Origin of the sequence: Candidatus Poriferisocius sp., from assembly GCF_965214065.1 — a bacterium.
In the GTDB taxonomy this organism is placed as follows: domain Bacteria; phylum Actinomycetota; class Acidimicrobiia; order Acidimicrobiales; family Bin134; genus Poriferisocius.
This window is the reverse complement of the sequence record NZ_CBDCAT010000024.1, coordinates 118080-135910: the sequence shown is the minus strand read 5'-3', so window position 1 is coordinate 135910 and position 17831 is coordinate 118080. Positions and strand designations below refer to the sequence as shown.

15 protein-coding genes are annotated in these 17831 nt (G+C 65.4%); 1 reads left to right on the top strand and 14 read right to left on the bottom strand.

Annotated elements, in window-relative coordinates:
- Window positions 1-54: 54 nt before the first annotated feature.
- The 3 genes from ACOOGG_RS02590 to ACOOGG_RS02580 form a co-directional block, all read right to left on the bottom strand.
- Window positions 55-1515, bottom strand: coding sequence for a VWA domain-containing protein (locus tag ACOOGG_RS02590; RefSeq protein ID WP_420431979.1), 1461 nt, complete (start codon window positions 1513-1515; stop codon window positions 55-57).
- Between the two features lie 69 nt (window positions 1516-1584).
- Window positions 1585-2499, bottom strand: a complete 915-nt coding sequence (locus tag ACOOGG_RS02585) for an AAA family ATPase (RefSeq protein WP_420431977.1) — start codon at window positions 2497-2499, stop codon at window positions 1585-1587.
- A gap of 61 nt (window positions 2500-2560) precedes the next feature.
- Window positions 2561-3817 carry a glutamate-5-semialdehyde dehydrogenase gene (locus tag ACOOGG_RS02580; RefSeq protein ID WP_420431975.1) on the bottom strand — a complete coding sequence of 419 codons (1257 nt, stop codon included), beginning with the start codon at window positions 3815-3817 and terminating at the stop codon, window positions 2561-2563.
- Window positions 3818-3871: 54 nt separating this feature from the next.
- On the opposite strand from ACOOGG_RS02580, the gene murJ reads away from it, so the two are divergent.
- The gene (gene murJ, locus ACOOGG_RS02575) at window positions 3872-5656 is read left to right on the top strand and encodes a murein biosynthesis integral membrane protein MurJ (RefSeq protein WP_420431973.1); all 1785 of its coding nucleotides are present in this window, start codon (window positions 3872-3874) and stop codon (window positions 5654-5656) included.
- Here murJ and proB read toward each other — a convergent pair.
- The 11 genes from proB to mreC all read right to left on the bottom strand — a co-directional run bounded on the left by proB (window position 5622) and on the right by mreC (window position 17823).
- Window positions 5622-6719 (bottom strand): glutamate 5-kinase, encoded by a 1098-nt coding sequence (proB, locus tag ACOOGG_RS02570; RefSeq protein WP_420431971.1) that lies wholly within the window; start codon window positions 6717-6719, stop codon window positions 5622-5624. The genes murJ and proB overlap by 35 nt on opposite strands.
- On the bottom strand, window positions 6716-8002 hold the full coding sequence (obgE, locus tag ACOOGG_RS02565) for a GTPase ObgE (RefSeq protein WP_420431969.1): 1287 nt from the start codon (window positions 8000-8002) through the stop codon (window positions 6716-6718). Before obgE ends, proB begins: the two co-directional genes overlap by 4 nt.
- Window positions 8003-8057: 55 nt before the next feature.
- Window positions 8058-8309 carry a 50S ribosomal protein L27 gene (rpmA, locus tag ACOOGG_RS02560; protein WP_419845637.1) on the bottom strand — a complete coding sequence of 84 codons (252 nt, stop codon included), beginning with the start codon at window positions 8307-8309 and terminating at the stop codon, window positions 8058-8060.
- A gap of 24 nt (window positions 8310-8333) precedes the next feature.
- Window positions 8334-8639, bottom strand: a complete 306-nt coding sequence (rplU, locus tag ACOOGG_RS02555; RefSeq protein WP_420431967.1) for a 50S ribosomal protein L21 — start codon at window positions 8637-8639, stop codon at window positions 8334-8336.
- A gap of 115 nt (window positions 8640-8754) precedes the next feature.
- Complete coding sequence (locus tag ACOOGG_RS02550; RefSeq protein WP_420431965.1) at window positions 8755-10410, bottom strand: Rne/Rng family ribonuclease; 1656 nt, start codon at window positions 10408-10410, stop codon at window positions 8755-8757.
- A gap of 15 nt (window positions 10411-10425) precedes the next feature.
- Window positions 10426-11157, bottom strand: a complete 732-nt coding sequence (locus ACOOGG_RS02545) for a TIGR03936 family radical SAM-associated protein (protein WP_420431963.1) — start codon at window positions 11155-11157, stop codon at window positions 10426-10428.
- Window positions 11158-11194: 37 nt separating this feature from the next.
- Window positions 11195-13144 carry a TIGR03960 family B12-binding radical SAM protein gene (locus ACOOGG_RS02540; RefSeq protein ID WP_420431961.1) on the bottom strand — a complete coding sequence of 650 codons (1950 nt, stop codon included), beginning with the start codon at window positions 13142-13144 and terminating at the stop codon, window positions 11195-11197.
- An 81-nt stretch (window positions 13145-13225) separates the two neighbouring features.
- A complete protein-coding gene (gene rodA / locus ACOOGG_RS02535; RefSeq protein WP_420431959.1) occupies window positions 13226-14380 on the bottom strand; it encodes a rod shape-determining protein RodA in 1155 nt (384 codons plus the stop codon).
- Window positions 14380-16410 (bottom strand): penicillin-binding protein 2, encoded by a 2031-nt coding sequence (mrdA, locus tag ACOOGG_RS02530; protein ID WP_420431957.1) that lies wholly within the window; start codon window positions 16408-16410, stop codon window positions 14380-14382. Before mrdA ends, rodA begins: the two co-directional genes overlap by 1 nt.
- Window positions 16407-16913: a rod shape-determining protein MreD gene (mreD, locus tag ACOOGG_RS02525; protein WP_420431955.1), complete on the bottom strand. Its 507-nt coding sequence runs from the start codon at window positions 16911-16913 to the stop codon at window positions 16407-16409. The genes mrdA and mreD overlap by 4 nt, the downstream gene beginning before the upstream one ends.
- Before the next feature lie 61 nt (window positions 16914-16974).
- A complete protein-coding gene (mreC, locus tag ACOOGG_RS02520) occupies window positions 16975-17823 on the bottom strand; it encodes a rod shape-determining protein MreC (RefSeq protein WP_420431953.1) in 849 nt (282 codons plus the stop codon).
- Between the last annotated feature and the right edge of the window lie 8 nt (window positions 17824-17831).

Here is a 17831-nt window from a genome sequence, read left to right as displayed (position 1 = left end):
CGGAGACAGGGCCGCCGGGGGACTTGTTGTTGAGAAAGATAAAGCGACTTGGGACTACACCAGATTCTCGACGAAGCCCTCTAGCTGGCGGAGATTGCGGACTTCGAAGACGCCGTCGCAGTGGACGCCGTATTCGGAGACAATGGAGTCGCCGGTGTCCCAGTAGGCGCCGGGCTCGGGGTTTAGCCAGAACACTTTGCGGGCTCGGTGCTCGATCTCTTTGAGGATCCAGGCCTGAGAGGCGTGGTAGTTGTTGCGGGCGTCGCCCAGGATCATCACCGTGGTCTTGGGACCGACATCTTTGCCGTAGCGCTCCCAGAACACCTCAAAGGCGTGGCCGTAGTCGGAGTGGCCGTCCACCCACACCACGTCGGCCTCGGCGTTCACCCGGTGGACGGCCTCGCCAATGTCGTCCACCCCCTCGAAGAAGCTGGTCACCTCGTCGAGGCCGTCGATGAATACGAACGAGCGCACCTTCGAGAACTGGTTGCTGATGGCGTACACCAAATGCAGGGTGAACCGGGCGAAGGCGGCCACCGACCCGCTCACGTCGGCCACCACCATGATCTCGGGCTTGGCCGGGCGGGGATAGCGGAACTTGGGCTCCGCCGGCACCCCGCCGTACGACAGCGAGTGGCGCATGGTGTTGCGGAAGTCCAGCGGGCCCTTGCGGCCGTGGCGGCGCTTGCGGGCCAGCCTCACGGCGAGCTTGCGGGTGAGCGGGTAGATGGCCCGGCGCAGGGCCATCATCTCCTCTCGGCTGGCGTGCATGAAGTCGACGTCCTCAGGCAGCGGCTTGCGCAGCGTCTTGGCCATGGCCTCCACGCCCCGGTCGGCCACCAGCCGGCGGCGGATCTCGGCTTCCACCTCCTTGCGGAGCTGGTCGACTCGGGCTTCGAACTCATCTCGCTCCAGCCGCTCCTCCAGCGGGGTGAGGTCGCCGGGGGCGTCCTGGCGGGCCTGATCCATCAGGCGCTCCAGCACGCCGTCGAGGTCGAGGTTTCGCAGCGTGCGGTACAGGTAATAGGTGCCTCCCACCGGGCGGCCGGGCTCCATGCCAGCGTAGCGCTGCACCGCCTGGCGGGCGATGGCCCGCATGAGAGCGTCATCGCCCCGCATGAGAGCCTGAAACAGCATCTCGGCCAGTTGCTCCGCCGTCATGGCCTCGCCGCCACCCCCGCCTTGGCGACGCTGCTGGCCGTCCAACCCGTCGACGAAGTCGGACAGGTCCATGCCTTCGGGCCATTCGCCGTCTACTAGGTCGTACTCGGCCCCCCGCAGCGAGAAGTACACCTCGAAAACAGTCTCGAAGGCCCGCCAATGGGCGTGGTTCTTCACCAGCGTGGCGGCCAGGGCGTACTTGAAGGCATCACGATCCTCGATGGGGATGTGCTGGATGGCCTCCATGGCATCGAGGTTCTCGGTGAGGCTGACAGGCAGCCCGGCGGCCCGCAGCTCTGAGATGAACCCGGCCAAAAGCGCCAGCAGTGGCGAAGTGGCAGGCTCGACTTTCACGGCAGGCTCAGCACCCGGACGCGAAGGGCTTGCCAGCTGAAAAAACAGCCTTGCGCCGACTGGGCAAGATCACGGGGTCGCCGCGGGCACCGCGAAGTCCTCATCGGAGGTGGCGAACTCCTTTAGCGCCTTCTCGATGTCGCTGCGGTACTTCAGCAAGATGTTCACCGTCTCGGCTGCGGTGTCGGCGTCGATGTGCTCGACACCTAAGAGCACCAGGGTGCGAGCCCAGTCGAGGGTCTCCGACACAGACGGGGCCTTCTTCAGCTCGATCTGGCGAACCGAGCGCACGATGCGGGCCACCTGGTCGGCCAGGCTCTCCCCCACGCCGGGGACCTTGGCCAGCACAATTTCCTTCTCCCGATCCAGATCGGGATAGTCGATGTGTAGGAACAGGCATCTGCGTTTGAGTGCCTCCGACAGCTCTCGGGTGTTGTTGGAAGTGAGGAATACCAGCGGAATCTGGCTGGCGGACACAGTGCCCAACTCGGGGATGGACACCTGGTAGTCGGACAGGATCTCCAGCAGCAGCGCCTCGGTCTCGATCTCCACCCGGTCGACTTCGTCGATGAGCAGCACCACCGGCTCGGCAGCTCTGATGGCCTCCAGCAGCGGGCGGGTGAGCAGGAACTCCTCAGAGAACAGGTCGTCCTCGATCTGCTGCCACATGCCATCGCCCTCGGAGTCCTCACCCTGGCGCTCGGCCTGAATGCGCAACAGCTGCTTCTTGTAGTTCCACTCATACAGCGCCTTGGACTCGTCGAGGCCCTCATAGCACTGGAGGCGGATGAGGCGGGCACCGGTGGCCTCGGCCACGCTCTTGGCCAGCTGGGTCTTGCCCGTGCCGGCCGGTCCCTCTACCAGCACCGGCTTTTGCAGCCGCTCGGCCAAGTAGACCACTCCGGCGATGCCTTCATCTGCCAGATACTGCACATCGCTCAGGCCCTTGCGCACCGAGTCGACGTCAGCAAAGGAAAAATTCATGACTGAAGGGTATGCCTCGCCCGATCAAGCTCCGAAATCAGTGGGCTAGCCAGGTGGAAAACTAACCCCGCACCTGGCCATCTCCGCGGACCACGTATTTGGTGGTAGTGAGCTGGCGCAGGCCCATCGGCCCCCGGGCGTGCAACTTCTGGGTGCTGATACCGATTTCGGCGCCGAAGCCGAACTCCTCTCCGTCCACGAACCGGGTGGAAGCGTTGACCAGCACCGCAGCGGCGTCCACCTCGGTGCAGAATCGGTCGGCGGCTTCCAGGTCGGCGGTGATAATGGCCTCGCTGTGGCCGCTGCCGGTGTCGTTGACATGGGCGATGGCCTCGTCAAGGTCGTCGACGACCTTGACCGACAGCTTCAGGTCCAAGAACTCGGTGAAATAGTCCGCCTCGGTGGCCTCGCCAATTCGGTCGGGCCCCAGGATGGACCGGGCTGACTCATCGCCCACCAGCTCGACTCCGGCCAGGTCGTCGGCCAGCGGGGGCAGCAGCTCATCGGCCACCGACCGGTGCACCACCAAGGACTCTGCCGCGTTGCACACCGACGGGCGCTGGGTCTTGGCGTTCACCACAATGCGCCGGGCCATGTCCAAATCGGCTGAGGCGTCAACGTACACGTGGCAGTTGCCATCGCCGTCAATCACATAGGGCACGGTGGCGTTCTCCAAGATGGAGGCGATCAACCCGGGGCCGCCTCGGGGGATGAGGCAGTCGATGCTTTCTCGGAGCTGCATGAACTCCGCGGCTGCCTCGTGGCTCGTGTCGGCCACCAGCACCAGGGAGTCGCTGGGCAGGCCGGCCTTTTCGTAGGCATCCCGCATCACTCCGGCGATGGCCAGGTTGGAACCCAGGGCGCTGGACGACCCCCGCAAGAAGGCGGCGTTGCCCGACTTCAGGCACAGACCGGCAGCGTCGCTGGTCACGTTGGGACGGCTCTCGTAGACGATGGCTACCACGCCGAGGGGCACTCGCACCTGGCTGATTCGCAGGCCGGTGGGCACCACCCAGCCGCCGACGATCTCCCCCACCGGGTCGGCCAGACCGGCCACTTTGCGCAAGCCCCCGGCCATGCCCTCCAGCCGGGAGTCGGTCAGCCGGAGGCGGTCGACCAGCGTGGCGCTCATACCCGACGCGCTGGCCGACTCCACGTCTGTCCGATTGGCCTCCAACAAATCGTCTCGGGCCTGCTCCAGTTGGTCAGCGGCCAGCAGTAGCGCATGGTTCTTGGTTTCAGTATCAGCCGTGGCCAGAACTCGGGCCGCAGCCTTGGCCCGGTCGGCCAACTCCGCCATGGGTGTGTCAGCGCTCACCGCGCGAGCGTACCCGACCTTGGCTTGTCCCTTTGGAGCGCCTTTTGCAAGAGCATGGCCGAGCGCGAGCTGACCCAAGTAAAGCCACTTGCTCCGGTAGCGTGTTTTGACATTCCAGCGGTTGAACAGCAACTCGACGGCCCCGACGGCACCCCTCGCCCTAGCGGCAAAGGGGCCATCCTAGTGGGGGCAGGGATCTTCCTATCTCGCATCTCCGGTATCGGCCGGGAGGTGGCCGTGGCCGCGTTCATCGGCGGGGGCCGAATCGGCGACGCCTACCGGGCTGCCCTGACCATTCCCCGTCTGCTCCAAAATCTGCTGGGCGAGGGGGTGCTGTCGGCCTCGTTCATCCCGATCTACTCGCAACTGGTCGAGCAGGGACGGCGCAAGGACGCTGGCCGGCTGGCCGGAGCGGTGTTCGGACTGCTGGCCGTCGTCACCGGACTGGTGGTTCTGGCCGGATGGGTGCTGGCCAAGCCGCTGGTGTCGCTGCTGTTATGGCGGCTGTCGGAGGACACCGCCGACCTGACCGTGGAGTTGGCACGGGTCATGTTCGCCGGGATCGGCTTCATCGTGCTGGCCGCGTGGGCGCTGGGGGTGTTGAACGCCCACCGCCGGTTCTTTTTGTCCTATGCCGCCCCGGTGATCTGGAACGCCGCCCAGGTGGGGTTCATGGTGGGGGCCTGGTTGGTGTGGCAAGACGTGGACGCCTCTACTCGGGCGTCCGACGTGGCCAGGATGGCTGCCTGGGGGGTGGTGCTGGGGGGAGGCCTCCAGTTCTTGGTGCAGGTGCCGCTGGTGCTCCGGCTGGTCCCGACGCTGCGACTCAGCCTGAACTGGCGGCGCCCCGATCTCGGGATCGTGCTCAGCCGGTTCGGGCCCGCGTTCATCGGTCGGGGCGTGGTGCAGGTGTCGGCCTATGTCGACTTGATCTTGGCCGGGCTGCTGGCCGGAGGGGCCATCGCCGCACTGGGGTTCGCCCAGGTGATCTACTTCCTGCCCATCAGCTTGTTCGCCATGAGCGTGGCAGCCAGCGACCTGCCGGAGATGGCCCGCGAGCAGGATAACTCCGAGGCGCTGGTGCGGCGGCTGCAAACCGGGCTAGACCGCATCGGGTTTTACGTGCTGTTCTCCGCGGTTGCCTTCATAACTCTGGGCGGGCTGATCGTAGGAGCGCTGCTGGAACGGGGGCAGTTCAACGGCGACCACTCAGTGCAGGTTTGGTGGATCCTCGCCGCCTACAGCCTGGGGCTGGTGGCTTCGGCGTCGGCCCGCCTGCTGCAAAATGCCTGCTTCGCGGCGGGCGACGCCAAAGGCCCGGCCCGGGTGGCGGTGGTGCGGGTGGCGGTGGCCGCGGCGGTGGGGGTGGTGCTGATGTTCAGCTTCGACTCCTACGCTGTGGTCGACGGCAGCGTGGAGCGCATCGGTGACTTCAAGGTGCTGTCTCCGCTGTCAGACGCGGAGCGGGCCGAAGGGGCTGTTCGGCTGGGGGCGGTGGGCCTGGCCCTGGGCAGCACCGTGGCTGCCTGGATGGAATACGGCATATTGCGCCACCGGGTCCGCTACCTGTTGCGGCGACGCCAACCGGTGCGAGGCCCGACAGGGCGCCTGGCCATTGCCGGGCTGTCCGCTGCAGTGCTGGGAGCAGTACTGGCCTGGGGGTTCGAGCCCCTGCCATTGCTGGTCGCCGCACCGCTCGCGCTGCTGGTGACCGGGGTGGTATACGTGGTCTTGGGGCGGGGCTCGGGGGTGGTCGCTGCCGAGGAGGCTGCGGGCTTGTTGGAGCAGATATGGGGTCGTATCTCTAGGGCAGCACGGTCAAAGAGTCGCGGTGAATGACCTCGTCGGGTGCGCCAGGGGGCATGGCTTCGGAGCGCAAGCCCACCACCGAGCCCATGTCGTCTGAGGACACCTCCACCAGTCCCCGGGCAAAGATCTGATCGTCGGGCCCCCGCACATCCACCGCATCACCAGGCTGGAAAACACCCTCGTGTCCGGTGATGCCAATAGCCAGGAGCGAGGCCCCTCGCTCCACCACCGCCCGATGGGCGCCGGCGTCCACCCACACCGTGCCGGAGGGCACCATGGCGAATCCTATCCACAGCTTTCGGGCACTCAGTCGCTGGGGCTGGGCGGCCACAGTCGAGCCGACACCGGGCTGGTTTGCCACCGCGTCGGCAACCACTTGGTCCCGATCAGCGGCCGCGATCACGGTGCGAACCCCCGACCAGCTGGCAATTCGGGCAGCGGCCAGCTTCGAGACCATGCCGCCGCTTCCCCGATCGGTGCCTGCCCCGCCTGCGGCAGCGGCCAACTCATCCAGCAGGCTCAGATCGGTGATCTCCTCCACGATCCGGGTCTCATCATTGGAGCGGGGATCGGCGGTATGGACCCCCTCGGTGTCCGTCAAAAGCACCAGCAGCTCCGCCCCCACCATGTGGGCCACCAGGGCCGAGATGCGATCGTTGTCGCCCCAGCGGATCGCGTCGTCGGCCACCGCATCGTTTTCGTTCACAATGGGCACCACCCCCAGCTTCAGCATCCGGTTGAGCGTGCGCTGCGCGTGCAGATACTGCGTGCGCTCCAGGAAGTCCCGGGGGGCCAGCAGCACCTGGCCGCAAATTAGGCCATATCCGTCCAAGCACTCCTGGTACATGGCCATCAGCCTGCTCTGGCCCACCGCGGAGAGCGCTTGCAGGGTGACCGAGTCCCGGGGGCGGCCCTGTTCGAAGCCCAGCACCGGCAGCCCGGCTCCGATCGCCCCAGAGCTGACCACCACTGCTTGATGCCCATCAGCTATCGCGGCGGCCACTTCGCTGCTCAGCTTGGCCACCGCCTCGGCCTTGATGGTTCCATCGGCCTCGGTGATTGACGACGTGCCGATTTTCACGACGACGATCACGACGACACCTCTTCGTTGAAATACTCGTCTTCATCGTGATATTCGAATTCGAAGTCACCGATCCGGGCGGTGTCACCTGAATTGATCCCAGCTCGGGCCAGTGCCCGATTCACTCCCAGCCTCTCAAGGCGCCGGCGAGCGAATTCCCACGCCCCTGGGGCGTTGAGGTCGGACAATGCCACCGTGCGCTCGGCAGATCGGCCCACTACAACGAACGCGCCGTCATCGGCTCGTTCCACCGTGATCCCCTCGGGTACGGGCCGGTGGATGACCATCTCTTCTGAACGCCCCGCACCCTGGGCCAGACTGCCCTGGGTTCGGGCCTCCAGCACGGAATCGGCCATGAGCCTGATCAGCTCGGGTAGGCCCTTCCCGGTCACAGCAGAGATGCACGAGGCCCCGGGCGGGGGATCCTGGTGGCCCACGTCGGCCTTTGATCCCACCACGATCCGAGGCCGCTCCAGTAGCTCAGGGCGGTAGGCACCCAATTCCTCGAGCAGCACCTGCTGCTGCTCGGCGGGCGAGATCTCCTCTACCGAGGCCAGATCCAGCAGCACCACCAGCACCCGAGCCCGCTCGGTGTGGCGCAAGAAGCGATGGCCCAGACCGCGGCCGTCGCTGGCCCCGGAGATAAGACCGGGAATGTCGGCCACCACCATCTCGAAGTCGTCGTCAGTGCGGACCACTCCCAGGTTGGGCTCGAGGGTGGTGAACGGGTAATCGGCAATTTTGGGACGGGCCGCGGAGATGCGGGATATCAGCGTGCTCTTGCCCGCATTGGGAAAGCCGATCAACGCCACATCGGCCAGCAGCTTCAGCTCCAGCCTCAGCCAGCGCTCCTCCCCGGCCTCGCCCTGCTCGGCAAACGCCGGCGCCCGGTTCTGATGGGTGGAGAAACGGGCATTGCCCTGGCCCCCCTGGCCTCCTGTGGCGGCCAGCCAGCGGACCCCGTCGGCCGCGAGATCGGCGAGCAGCTCCCCGCCCTGGTCTTTGACCGAGGTTCCTACCGGGACCCGCACCACGGCGTCATCGCCGGATGCACCGTGGCGGCGCTTGCCCTGACCGTGGCTGCCGTTGTCAGCCCGGCGATGGGGGTGGTCCTTGAACGCGATCAGCGAGGCCACATTGTGGTCGGCCACCAGCCAGACGCTGCCGCCGTCGCCGCCGTCGCCGCCGTCGGGACCGCCCTTGGCCACATGGGCCTCGCGGCGAAATGCGACGCATCCCGCACCGCCATCGCCGCCCCGCACATTCAGGCCGCACTCGTCTGCAAACTGGGTCATCGTCTGCCAATCCGCACCCGCCTGAGCCGAGCGGCGATCAGCCGCCGGTAGGCGGTCAGTCGGTGATGACGTCGACGAGCTTGCGGCGCCGCCGATGACCGAATTTGACCCGTCCATCGGCGGTGGCGAACAAAGTGTCGTCGCGACCGCGCCTGACGTTGTCTCCGGGATGGATGCGGGTTCCCCGCTGGCGGACGATTATCGATCCCGCGGTCACCTGGGTGCCGTCAAACACCTTGACCCCAAGGTACTGGGGATTGGAGTCGCGGCCGTTCCTGGTGGAGCCGCCGCCTTTCGTCTTGGACATCTCTAGCTCCCCTCAGCGTTCGGACTAGGCCTTGATGGCCGTGATCCGAATGCGGGACTTGTGCTGGCGGTGGCCCCACCGCCGACGCTGGTTGCTCTTGTTCTTGTACGTGAAACCGTTGATCTTGCGGTCTCTTACCGAGTCCACCACCGTAGCGGTGACCGTGGCTTTGCCGAGCTGTTCGGGGGCAGCGGTCACCGAGTCGCCGTCCACCAGCAGCACCGGGGTCAACTCCACTTCCGCGCCGGGCTCGCCCAGCAGCTCCACGTCGAGGACCTGGCCCTGTTCCACTTTGTACTGTTTTCCGCCTGTGCGGATGACGGCATACACCTGCTTGCGCCTCGCTCACTACTTGCTGGCAGGTCCGAAGGGCGATTCTAGACGAACCACCGGGTGCCGACCCCAACCGTTAACACTTCACGCCGACAACGGGGGCTGACCACGCTCACTTCTTAGCGATGAGCTGGCGATCCAGCTCGAGTCCCCGCCCCTCGCAGGTCGGGCAGACCGTCGAGCACGACTCCAACAGCCCCTCGCCGATGCGCTTGCGGGTCATCTCCACCAAGCCCAAATCGGAGATGTCAAGTACCTGGGTGCGGGTCTTGTCCCAGGCCAACGACTCCCGGAAGACCTTCATGACTTCTTCGCGGTTGCCCCGCTTCTCCATGTCCACGAAGTCGATCACGATGATGCCGCCGATGTCGCGCAGCCGGAGCTGCCGGGGGATTTCCTGAGCCGCCTCCAAGTTGTTGCGGAACACGGTTTCCTCAAGGTTGGAGTCACCCACATTTTTTCCGGTGTTCACATCGATGACCGTGAGGGCCTCGGTGTTCTCGATAATGAGCGAGCCGCCACCGGGCAGCCACACCTTCTTGTCCAATGCCTTGACGAACTGCTCGTGTACATGGTGGCGCTCCAGCAGGCTCAGATGCTCGCTCTCTGCGTCGTAGTACTCAAGCCTCTCAACCAGCTCGGGAGCCACACTGGACACGTAGTCGCTGACTTCTTCGAAGAGCCGGCTATCGTCGATGTGAACCGAGCGGAAGTCCTGGTTGAACTCCTCCCGAATCACCCGCACCGCCATTTCCGGCTCCCGGTAGAGCAGTCCCGGGACCTGGCTCCGCTTGCTCAGGGCGTCGATCTTCTCCCATTGGGAGACCAGCCGCTTCACGTCGCGCTCCAGTTCCTTGGCGGTGATGTTCTCCGCCGCGGTGCGGACAATGATCCCGTGTTCTTCGGGCTTGCACCGGTCCAGCACTTTGCGGAGGCGCTTGCGCTCCTTGTCGGGAAGCCGCTTGGAGATGCCGTATATCTTGGAGCTGGGCACCAGCACCACGAACCGGCCCGGCAGCGAAACCTCCTGGGTCAGTCGGGCGCCTTTGTGGGCGATGGGGTTCTTGGTGACCTGGCACATGATGGTCTGGCGAGCTTCCAAAAGGTTCTCGATTCGGGGAGTGCCCTGGGAGGTCTCCACGTCATCGGGATCGAACACCACATCGCCGCGGTACAGCACCGCGTTCTTGGGAGTGCCGATGTCCACAAAGGCCGCTTCCATGCCGGGCAGCACATTCTGGACCCGGCCCATGTAGATATTGCCGTGGATCTCGCCCACATCGTCCGCGGGGCGGGAGACGTAGTGCTCGATCAGTGCCCGGCCCTCCACCACCGCTATCTGGGTGGCTTCGGGGCGGACTTGGACAAGCATCATGTAACGACCTACCGGACGGCCTTTGCGGCGGCGGCCCCGCCGGCGCTCCAGGGTCTTCTCATCTAGTTCCACCGGGCCGTCGGACACTTGGTGCTCCACCGGCTGCACGGGGCGGTTCCCACCCCCGCGTCCTCGGCCTCGGCCGCCCCGGCGGCGGCGCTTGCGGCCCCCGCCGGAACCGCCACCCCCCGAACCCCCACCAGATCCACTGCCCCTTGAACCTGAGCCCCCGCCGGCAGCCGATCCGTTGCCACTGGGCGCGGGGCGGGAATCCCCGATCTTGGGGCGGTTCTGAGAAGAAGGGGGCGCGGGGCGGGAATCCCCGATCTTGGGGCGGTTCTCTCTATTGCCGTCGTCGGACCGATTGGCGGTCCGCTCTGCTGAGTCGGTCATCGATGTGGTCCTTTCTCATTGCACACCAACCAGGGTGCGCTGAGCAGGGGCTGCGCCGACCTCAAGTGGCTCCAAGCGGGCGCCATCCTGCTCAATCCATTGACGAGTGCGCCGAACCAGCACCGGTCGGTACGGCAGTTCGGAAGCGGCAAAGAGATCCGACGGTCGAGCTGACCGTGGCTGGGTGCCCAAAGTGGCCAAGAGGCGAACCCCCCGGCTCGTCGGCTCACCGACCTCCAGGACATGCACCTGAGGGGCCAAGTCGTCGGTGATCTGTTTGCCTTTGCGTTCTCGCGTGATCATTAGCGTAGTCGCCCCGCGCACCTGATCCACCCATCGGGCGAGATCGTCGGCCGACGCGCCCAGCAGCTCGATGTCCCAGTCGCAGCTGGTGACCGCCTGCTGCAACGACATCGTCCCAGGGGCCAGCACCGATCCCCCAGTAGCGGCAATCCCATCAGGCAGCACGCTGACCAGGGCGTCCAGCACGTCGCCTACCGCCACCTCGGCGCACTTGAAGTCGATGTCCAGATACTCGGCGTCTGACTCATACCCGGTGGCCAGCGCCAGCCCGAAGTGCAACTTGGCCCGGGGCGAGAACCCCTCCGTCTGGGCCACCGGCAGCCCGGTCCGCCGTAGCGAGCGCTCCCAGATGCGGGCCATGTCCCGATGACTGGTGAACCGGATTCGACCGTTCTTGCCGTACCGCAGCCTGACCCGGGTACGGGGCGCCTCGTTCGGATTCACGACGAGGCTCCCAGGCCAACTTGCTGGCCAGTCGGATTCACGACGAAGCCCTTGTGCCTAAGCCGGAGAGCTGAACGGCCACTGCCGCAGGAGGCTGGTACCCGGCCGGGACTTGGCCGGTGCCCTGGCTGCCCCCGGCGGGGGGAACAGCAGAGGCCACAATGTGCTCGATGCTGTAGCCGGTGCAGGCGCCGCAGTCATAGCACGGGGTCCAGCGGCAGTCCTCCAAACCCACCTCGTTGAGGGCGTCCCTCCAGTCCTGCCACAAGAAGTCCTTGTGCAGACCGGCCGAAACGTGATCCCAGGGCAGAACTTCGTCTTCGGTGCGGTGTCGGTGCACATACCAGTCCACCAACAGCCCGTTGCGTTCCATGGCCTTGGTCCAGCGGTCGTAGTCGAAGTGCTCAGACCACTCCTGGAAGGTTCCCCCCTGGCGCCACACTTCCTCGATGACTCGTCCGATGCGGCGGTCGCCCCGGCTGGCGATGCCCTCCGCCAGGCTGGCTTTGGGATCGTGCCACTTCATCTGGACGCCCCGGTTCCGCTTGATGTCGTCGCGCAACAAGAAGATCTTGCGCCGGAGCTCAGACACGGTGTTCTGGCCGAACCACTGGAAGGGGGTGAACGGCTTGGGCACGAATCCGCCCAGCGACACCGTCACCGAAGGGTTCTTGGTGTGAGCTCTGCCCAGATCCACGCAGTTGCGAGCCAGCTCTCCGATGGCCAGAGTGTCCTCATCGGTCTCGGTGGGCAGACCGGTGAGGAAGTACAGCTTCATGCGCCGCCACCCCTGGGAGAAGGCCGACTCCACCGCCCCGTAGAGGTCCCGCTCGTCAATGAGCTTGTTGATCACCTGGCGCATTCGCCACGAACCCGCTTCGGGGGCGAAGGTCAGCCCGGTGCGCCGAGCCCGCTGGATCTGGGCCGCCAGCCCCACCGTGAAGGCGTCCACCCGCAGGCTGGGCAGCGACACCGACACCTCGCCGGCGCCGCAGTCCATAGTGGCTGACACCACCTCTTCGATCCCGCTGAAATCGGCAGTGGACAGCGAGGTCAGCGCCACCTCGTCATAGCCGGAGCGGGCCAGCCCGTCGGCCACCATGGTGCGGACCTGCTCGGCGGGCCGCTCCCGCACCGGGCGAGTGATCATTCCCGCCTGGCAGAAGCGGCATCCCCGGGTGCAGCCCCGGAACACCTCTACGTTCAGCCGGTCGTGGACCACCTCGGTGAGCGGCACCAGCTGGTGCTTGGGATAGGGCCAGGCAGCCAGGTCGGCCACCGTGCGCTTCTCCACCACTGCGGGCACATCGGCGAAACGCGGAGTAATCGACACCAGCGCCGGGCCGTCGTAGGCCACGTCGTACAGCGACGGCACGTAAACACCCTCGACGTTGGCCAGCTCCCGCAGCACGGCCTGGCGCGACTTCTTGCCAGCCCTCTTCCAGTCGCGGACCACCGCGTTGATCTCGGAGACCGCTTCCTCGCCGTCGCCCAATACAAAGAAGTCGACGAAGTCGGCCAGCGGCTCTGGGTTGTAGGTGCAGTGCCCACCGGCGCCGATCAGCAGGTCGCTGTCGGCCCGGCGTTCGGCTCGCACCGGCGCGCCGGCCAGGTCGATGCAGTTGAGCACGTTGGTGTATACCAGCTCGGCCGACAGATTGAAGGCCAGCACGTCGAAATCTGCCGCCCGCCGGTGGGTGTCCACCGAGAACAGCGGCAGTCCTGCGGCCCGCATCTCGGCCTCCATGTCCACCCAGGGGGCATAGGCCCGCTCGGCCACCGCGTCGTCCCGCTCGTTGAGGATCTCATAGAGGATTTGGAGACCCTGGTTGGGCAGGCCGATCTCGTAGGTGTCGGGGTAGGCCAGCAGCCACGCCACCTTCGACGGATGGTGCTCCGGTTCCACCATCCCGCCCTCTCCGCCGATGTAGCGCGCCGGTTTGGACACGTCGGGCAGCACCAGCTCCAATTCCGACCAAAGGGACATCAGCACCAATCTACCTTCGGCTGCCGGAATGGCAGAACCAGTTCAAACGAACCGGCGCATTGGACTGCCCAGTTTCCAGTTTCAAACGAACCGGCGCATGCGGACGTTCACCACCAGGCCGAGGCCGATGAGGGTGGCGATGGCCGAAGAGCCGCCGTAGGACACCAGGGGCAGGGGAATGCCGGTGATGGGTGTGATGCCCAGGGTCATGCCCACCGCCTCGAACATCTGGAAAAGAATCATGGCGAAAACCCCGGAGCAGATCAGCGCGCCGAACCGGTCTCGGGCCAGACGGGCGGCTTGGAGAATCCGCAACAGCAAAAGGGCGTATAGGCCCAGGGTGGTGGCCGAGCCGACGAAGCCGAACTCTTCGCCGATCACGGTGAAGATGAAGTCGGTGTGCTGCTGGGGAACCAACCCGCTCAGCGTCTGGGAGCCCTCACCGTAGCCGGTTCCGTTTACTCCGCCGTTGCCGATGGCGATCTGGGCCTGGCGCTGCTGGTACGCGGCCTCGGTGATATCGCTGGTCGGGTCCACAAAGGTGCGAAGCCGGTTGGTCTGGTACTCCTTCAGCATGTTGGAGTTGACCATCACCACCACCACCGTGGTGGCGATCAGGGCGATGCCGATGACCTGGCGGAAGCGGATCCCGCCGATCAGCAGCAGCACGAACCCGATGAACACATAGATCAGCGCCGTGCCCACATCGGGCTGGAGAATCACCAGAAGGCCGGGCCACGCCACAATGCCCACGGCAAAGAACACCCGGGGGGCGCTCATGTGGTCTTCGAAACGGGACAGGAAAGCTGCCACGGCAACGATCACCGCGAGCTTGTGAAACTCCGAGGGCTGAAGCTGGAAGTCGCCGAATCGAAACCACGATCGGGCGCCGTTGACCTCTTCGCCCAGCGGACCCAGCACCACGATCAGCGCCAGAATGCCAACGCCGTAGATGGCCACTGCGAACTTCGCCAGCTCCTGATAGGGAACCCACGCCGCGAACACCATCAACAGCGCCCCAGCCACCGCGAACAGCGATTGCCGCTCCAAAAAGAAGGTGTCGAAACTCTCCGGGTCTCGTCCCCGAGTGGTGCTGTATATGGCCCCCACGCCGATGGCGGCCAAACCAGCCGCGGCCAGTACCAGGAGCACGTCGATATGCATCCACGGCGCGTACCGGCTGCTCCGGGAGTCCAGCTCTCGGGAACGGCGCTCCTCCAGGGAGATTACGGCCATCAGCCTGGCCCCTCTGATGAAGCCTCGACTCCATCCTCCTCGGTCTCCGCGCCATCAACCGGCTCGCTCAGATCGGCGAGATCGTCGATGGTGCGCACCGCGGGCACCGAGTTGGTGGCAATGGGTTCCAGCACGCGGCGCACTGCGGGAGCGGCCACCGACGCCCCGAAGCCCGATTCCTCCATAATCGCCACGACTACATACTCGGGGTCGGGATTGGGGCCGAAGGCGGCGAACAGCGAATTGTCGGCCTTGCCCACCACTTCGGCGGTGCCGGTCTTGCCCGCCGCCGGCCACTGCTCATGGGGAAATCCGCCGAAGGCGAAATAGGCGGTGCCGTCCACCTCGCCGGTAACACCGAGCAGGCCCTCGAGGATCGGAATTCGGATGGATTCGGGCAAGTAGACCTGGTTGAGCACCCGGTCGGCAAAGGCCTGATTCACCTCTCCAGTGACCGGGTTCTCAACCCGGTCCACAATCTTGGGGGCATACAGAGTGCCCCCGTTGGCGAACGCGGCGTACCCGTTGGCCAGCTGCAAGGGGGTGGCGCCCAGCACGCCCTGGCCGATAGCCAAAACGATGGAGTCACCGGTTCGCCATGGCTCCCCTGCGGCCTCTGCCGCCGTCGGAGTAGGCACCCGGCCCACCCCCTCGCCGGGCAGCGCGATACCGGTCTGGGCACCGAAGCCGAACAGCAACGCCGCCCGCTGGATGCCCTCCCGGTCGAAGCGGTCGGCTCGATCCATAGTGTCGCCCAGGTAATAGAAGTACACGTCGGACGACACGGTGATGGCTCGGACCAGATCGATCGGCCCATAAGTAGCCTCTTCTGCGTTCTTGAAGGTACACGAGGCGATCGACTCCTCTTCACAGGACGGCACTACGTAGACCCCGGCGTCCTCGTAGAGGGTGCGCGTGTCCAACACTCCCCGAGGACCGATCACGCCGCCGTTCAGCGCGGCGTAGGCGGTGAAGAGCTTGAACGTGGACCCCGGCGGGTAGATGCCGGCCAGAGCGCGGTTGTGCAAGGGCTGGTGGTTGTTGGGATCCTGAAGCTCTGCCCACCGCTCGTCGGAGAAGCCGCTGACGAACTCGCTCGGCGAGTACGTGGGGAACGACGCCATCGCCAGCACTTCTGCTCCATTGGGATCCAGCACCACCATGGCGCCGCCGGGGGCCCTGAAGGGGAGGTCTTCGGGGTCGTCTCGCTCTTGCTGGCGGGCTTCGGCCAGACCGGCGAGCAGCTCTTGTTCGGCCAGCGCCTGGATGTCGATGTCCAAGGTGAGGTGGACATCGGCACCGGCAACCGGGTCAATCTGCTCGATCACGTGCACCGGATCGCCGACGTTGTCCACTTCCAGCCGGGTGTGGCCAGGAACGCCTCTCAGCACCGATTCAAAAGCCGCCTCAATGCCGGTTTGCCCGATCTCGTCATTTCTCCGGTAGGTCTTGGGATCGTCGGCTACCAGCTCGAACTGCTCTTCGCTGAGCAGGGAGACATAGCCCAAAATGTGGGCGGCCAAGTCGCCGTAGGGATAGGTGCGGACGCTGCGGAGGTCGGTGCTCACACCGGGAAACTCATCAGCCCGCTCAGCCAGAATGATCTCGAAGTTCTCGGTGACGTCGTCGGCCACCGGGACCGAATCGAGCGGGCCAAACCGGGAATCTTCCAGCGCATCGTTGATCTCGAACACCTTGGTGAGCCGGCCAGCCCGGCTGATCTCGGTGGCTAGGCGCAGAACCAGCGAATCTTGTCCGTCCTCGTCGAACTCGGTGTCGAAAGTGAACCGGTCCACGGTCACCACCAAGGACTCCCGGTTGTCCACCAGCACATTCCCGCTGCGGTCGAAGATCCGCCCCCGGGGAGCGGGCTCATATAACACCCGGATGGTGTTTGCAGCAGCCTGATCTACGAACTCCTCCGAGCTCATCACTTGGAGGTACCAAAGCCGGGCGGCCAGCACCCCAAAAGCTAATAGGGCCAACAGAGCCAAAAAACTCAACCGCAAGCGGAGCGACTCGGGACTCATCGCTCTTCTCCAAGAAGCCTGGGCCACGACCAGCGCCATAGGCCGAGAAGGGGAAGGCTCAGCACCAGGTTGTAGGCCGCAGCCACCCCCATGACCACGTACAGACGATCGGTATAGAGGTTGGCCTCGCCCAGCAGCTCGCCGAGCACCGCGTACACCAGCAGCCCGCCGGCGGTGGCAACTGCGGCGACCAGCACGTTTATCCACCAGGCGCTGCGAAAGATCCGCTCTTCCAGCAGACCTACGGAATACCCCCACACGGTATAGATGAGAGCGGAGAGTCCGAATAGCGTGGGCAGGTACAGATCGATGCCCAAGCCGATGGCAAACCCGGCGGCCGCCCCCCGCTCTGGACCGCCGACGAGGCCGGCAGTGACTGCTAAGGCCAGGGGAACCTCAGGAGCGACCCCAAGTACCCGCAGATCGGAGAACAACGCCAAGTGGAGCACCAGTGCGGTGATCAAAAACAGAGCGCTTCGAGCGTATGCGCTGGCGGTGCTCATGCTTGTTGACCCAGAGAGTCGTGGAGAAATGCTCCTTCGCGGTCCATCACGATTGCCCCCTTCACGAGTCTTCCGCCAGGGGGTCGTAGAGCAGGACCGTCACGAAGCTCAAGTTGTCGGCATTGGCCGAGGGGCTCACGGTGAGAATTTGGAACAGACGGGCCTCGTCATAGTCGATTTCGGTAACGGTGCCGACGGGAATGCCTGCGGGGTAGCGGCTGCGGTCCACTCCGCTGGTGACAACCTCATCCCCGACGGCCACTTCGGTGTCGATCTCCAGCCCCTTGCCCACGATCAGCGGACCTCCGCGGCCGCTGCCCGAGGCCAGCGCCACGTCGTCGGTGCCCACCACCAGCACGCCCACCTCGAAGCCGGGGTCGGTGATCAACGCCACCCGGGCGTGCCCACGACCGGGGTCGCCGTCGATCCGGCCGATGAGCCCGCCCCTGGTGACCACCGGCATCCCGTTGCGGACCCCGTCTTCCTCCCCCCGGTTGATCTGCACTGAGTAGCGGTCGAAATTGCCCACGTTAGCGGTCACCACTTCGGCTACCACGTTGGGGATGTCCTGCACATAGGGCAGGCCCAGCACATCAAGTAGCGACTCCAAGCGGATGGCCGCGTCGGTGTCCAAAATCTGCTGCCCCTCGAGCTTTTGCAGCTCCTCGCTCAGCATCGCATTCTCCGCTTCCAGCTCGTCATAGCCGGTTATGCCGTTCCAGGCGTTGCCCACCGGGTCGAACAGCCGATCGGCCCCGGATCGCAGCGGTGAAATCAGATCGGTGAGCGTCTCCTCGGTGCGCTGGAGAGGCTCAAAATCGCGCGCGTCCAGGGTGAGGAGAGTCGCCGAACTAAGCAGCAGGAAAATGAGAGTGACTCGCGACCGTCCTGTACGAGTGCCCGTTGCCACGGGGCCGA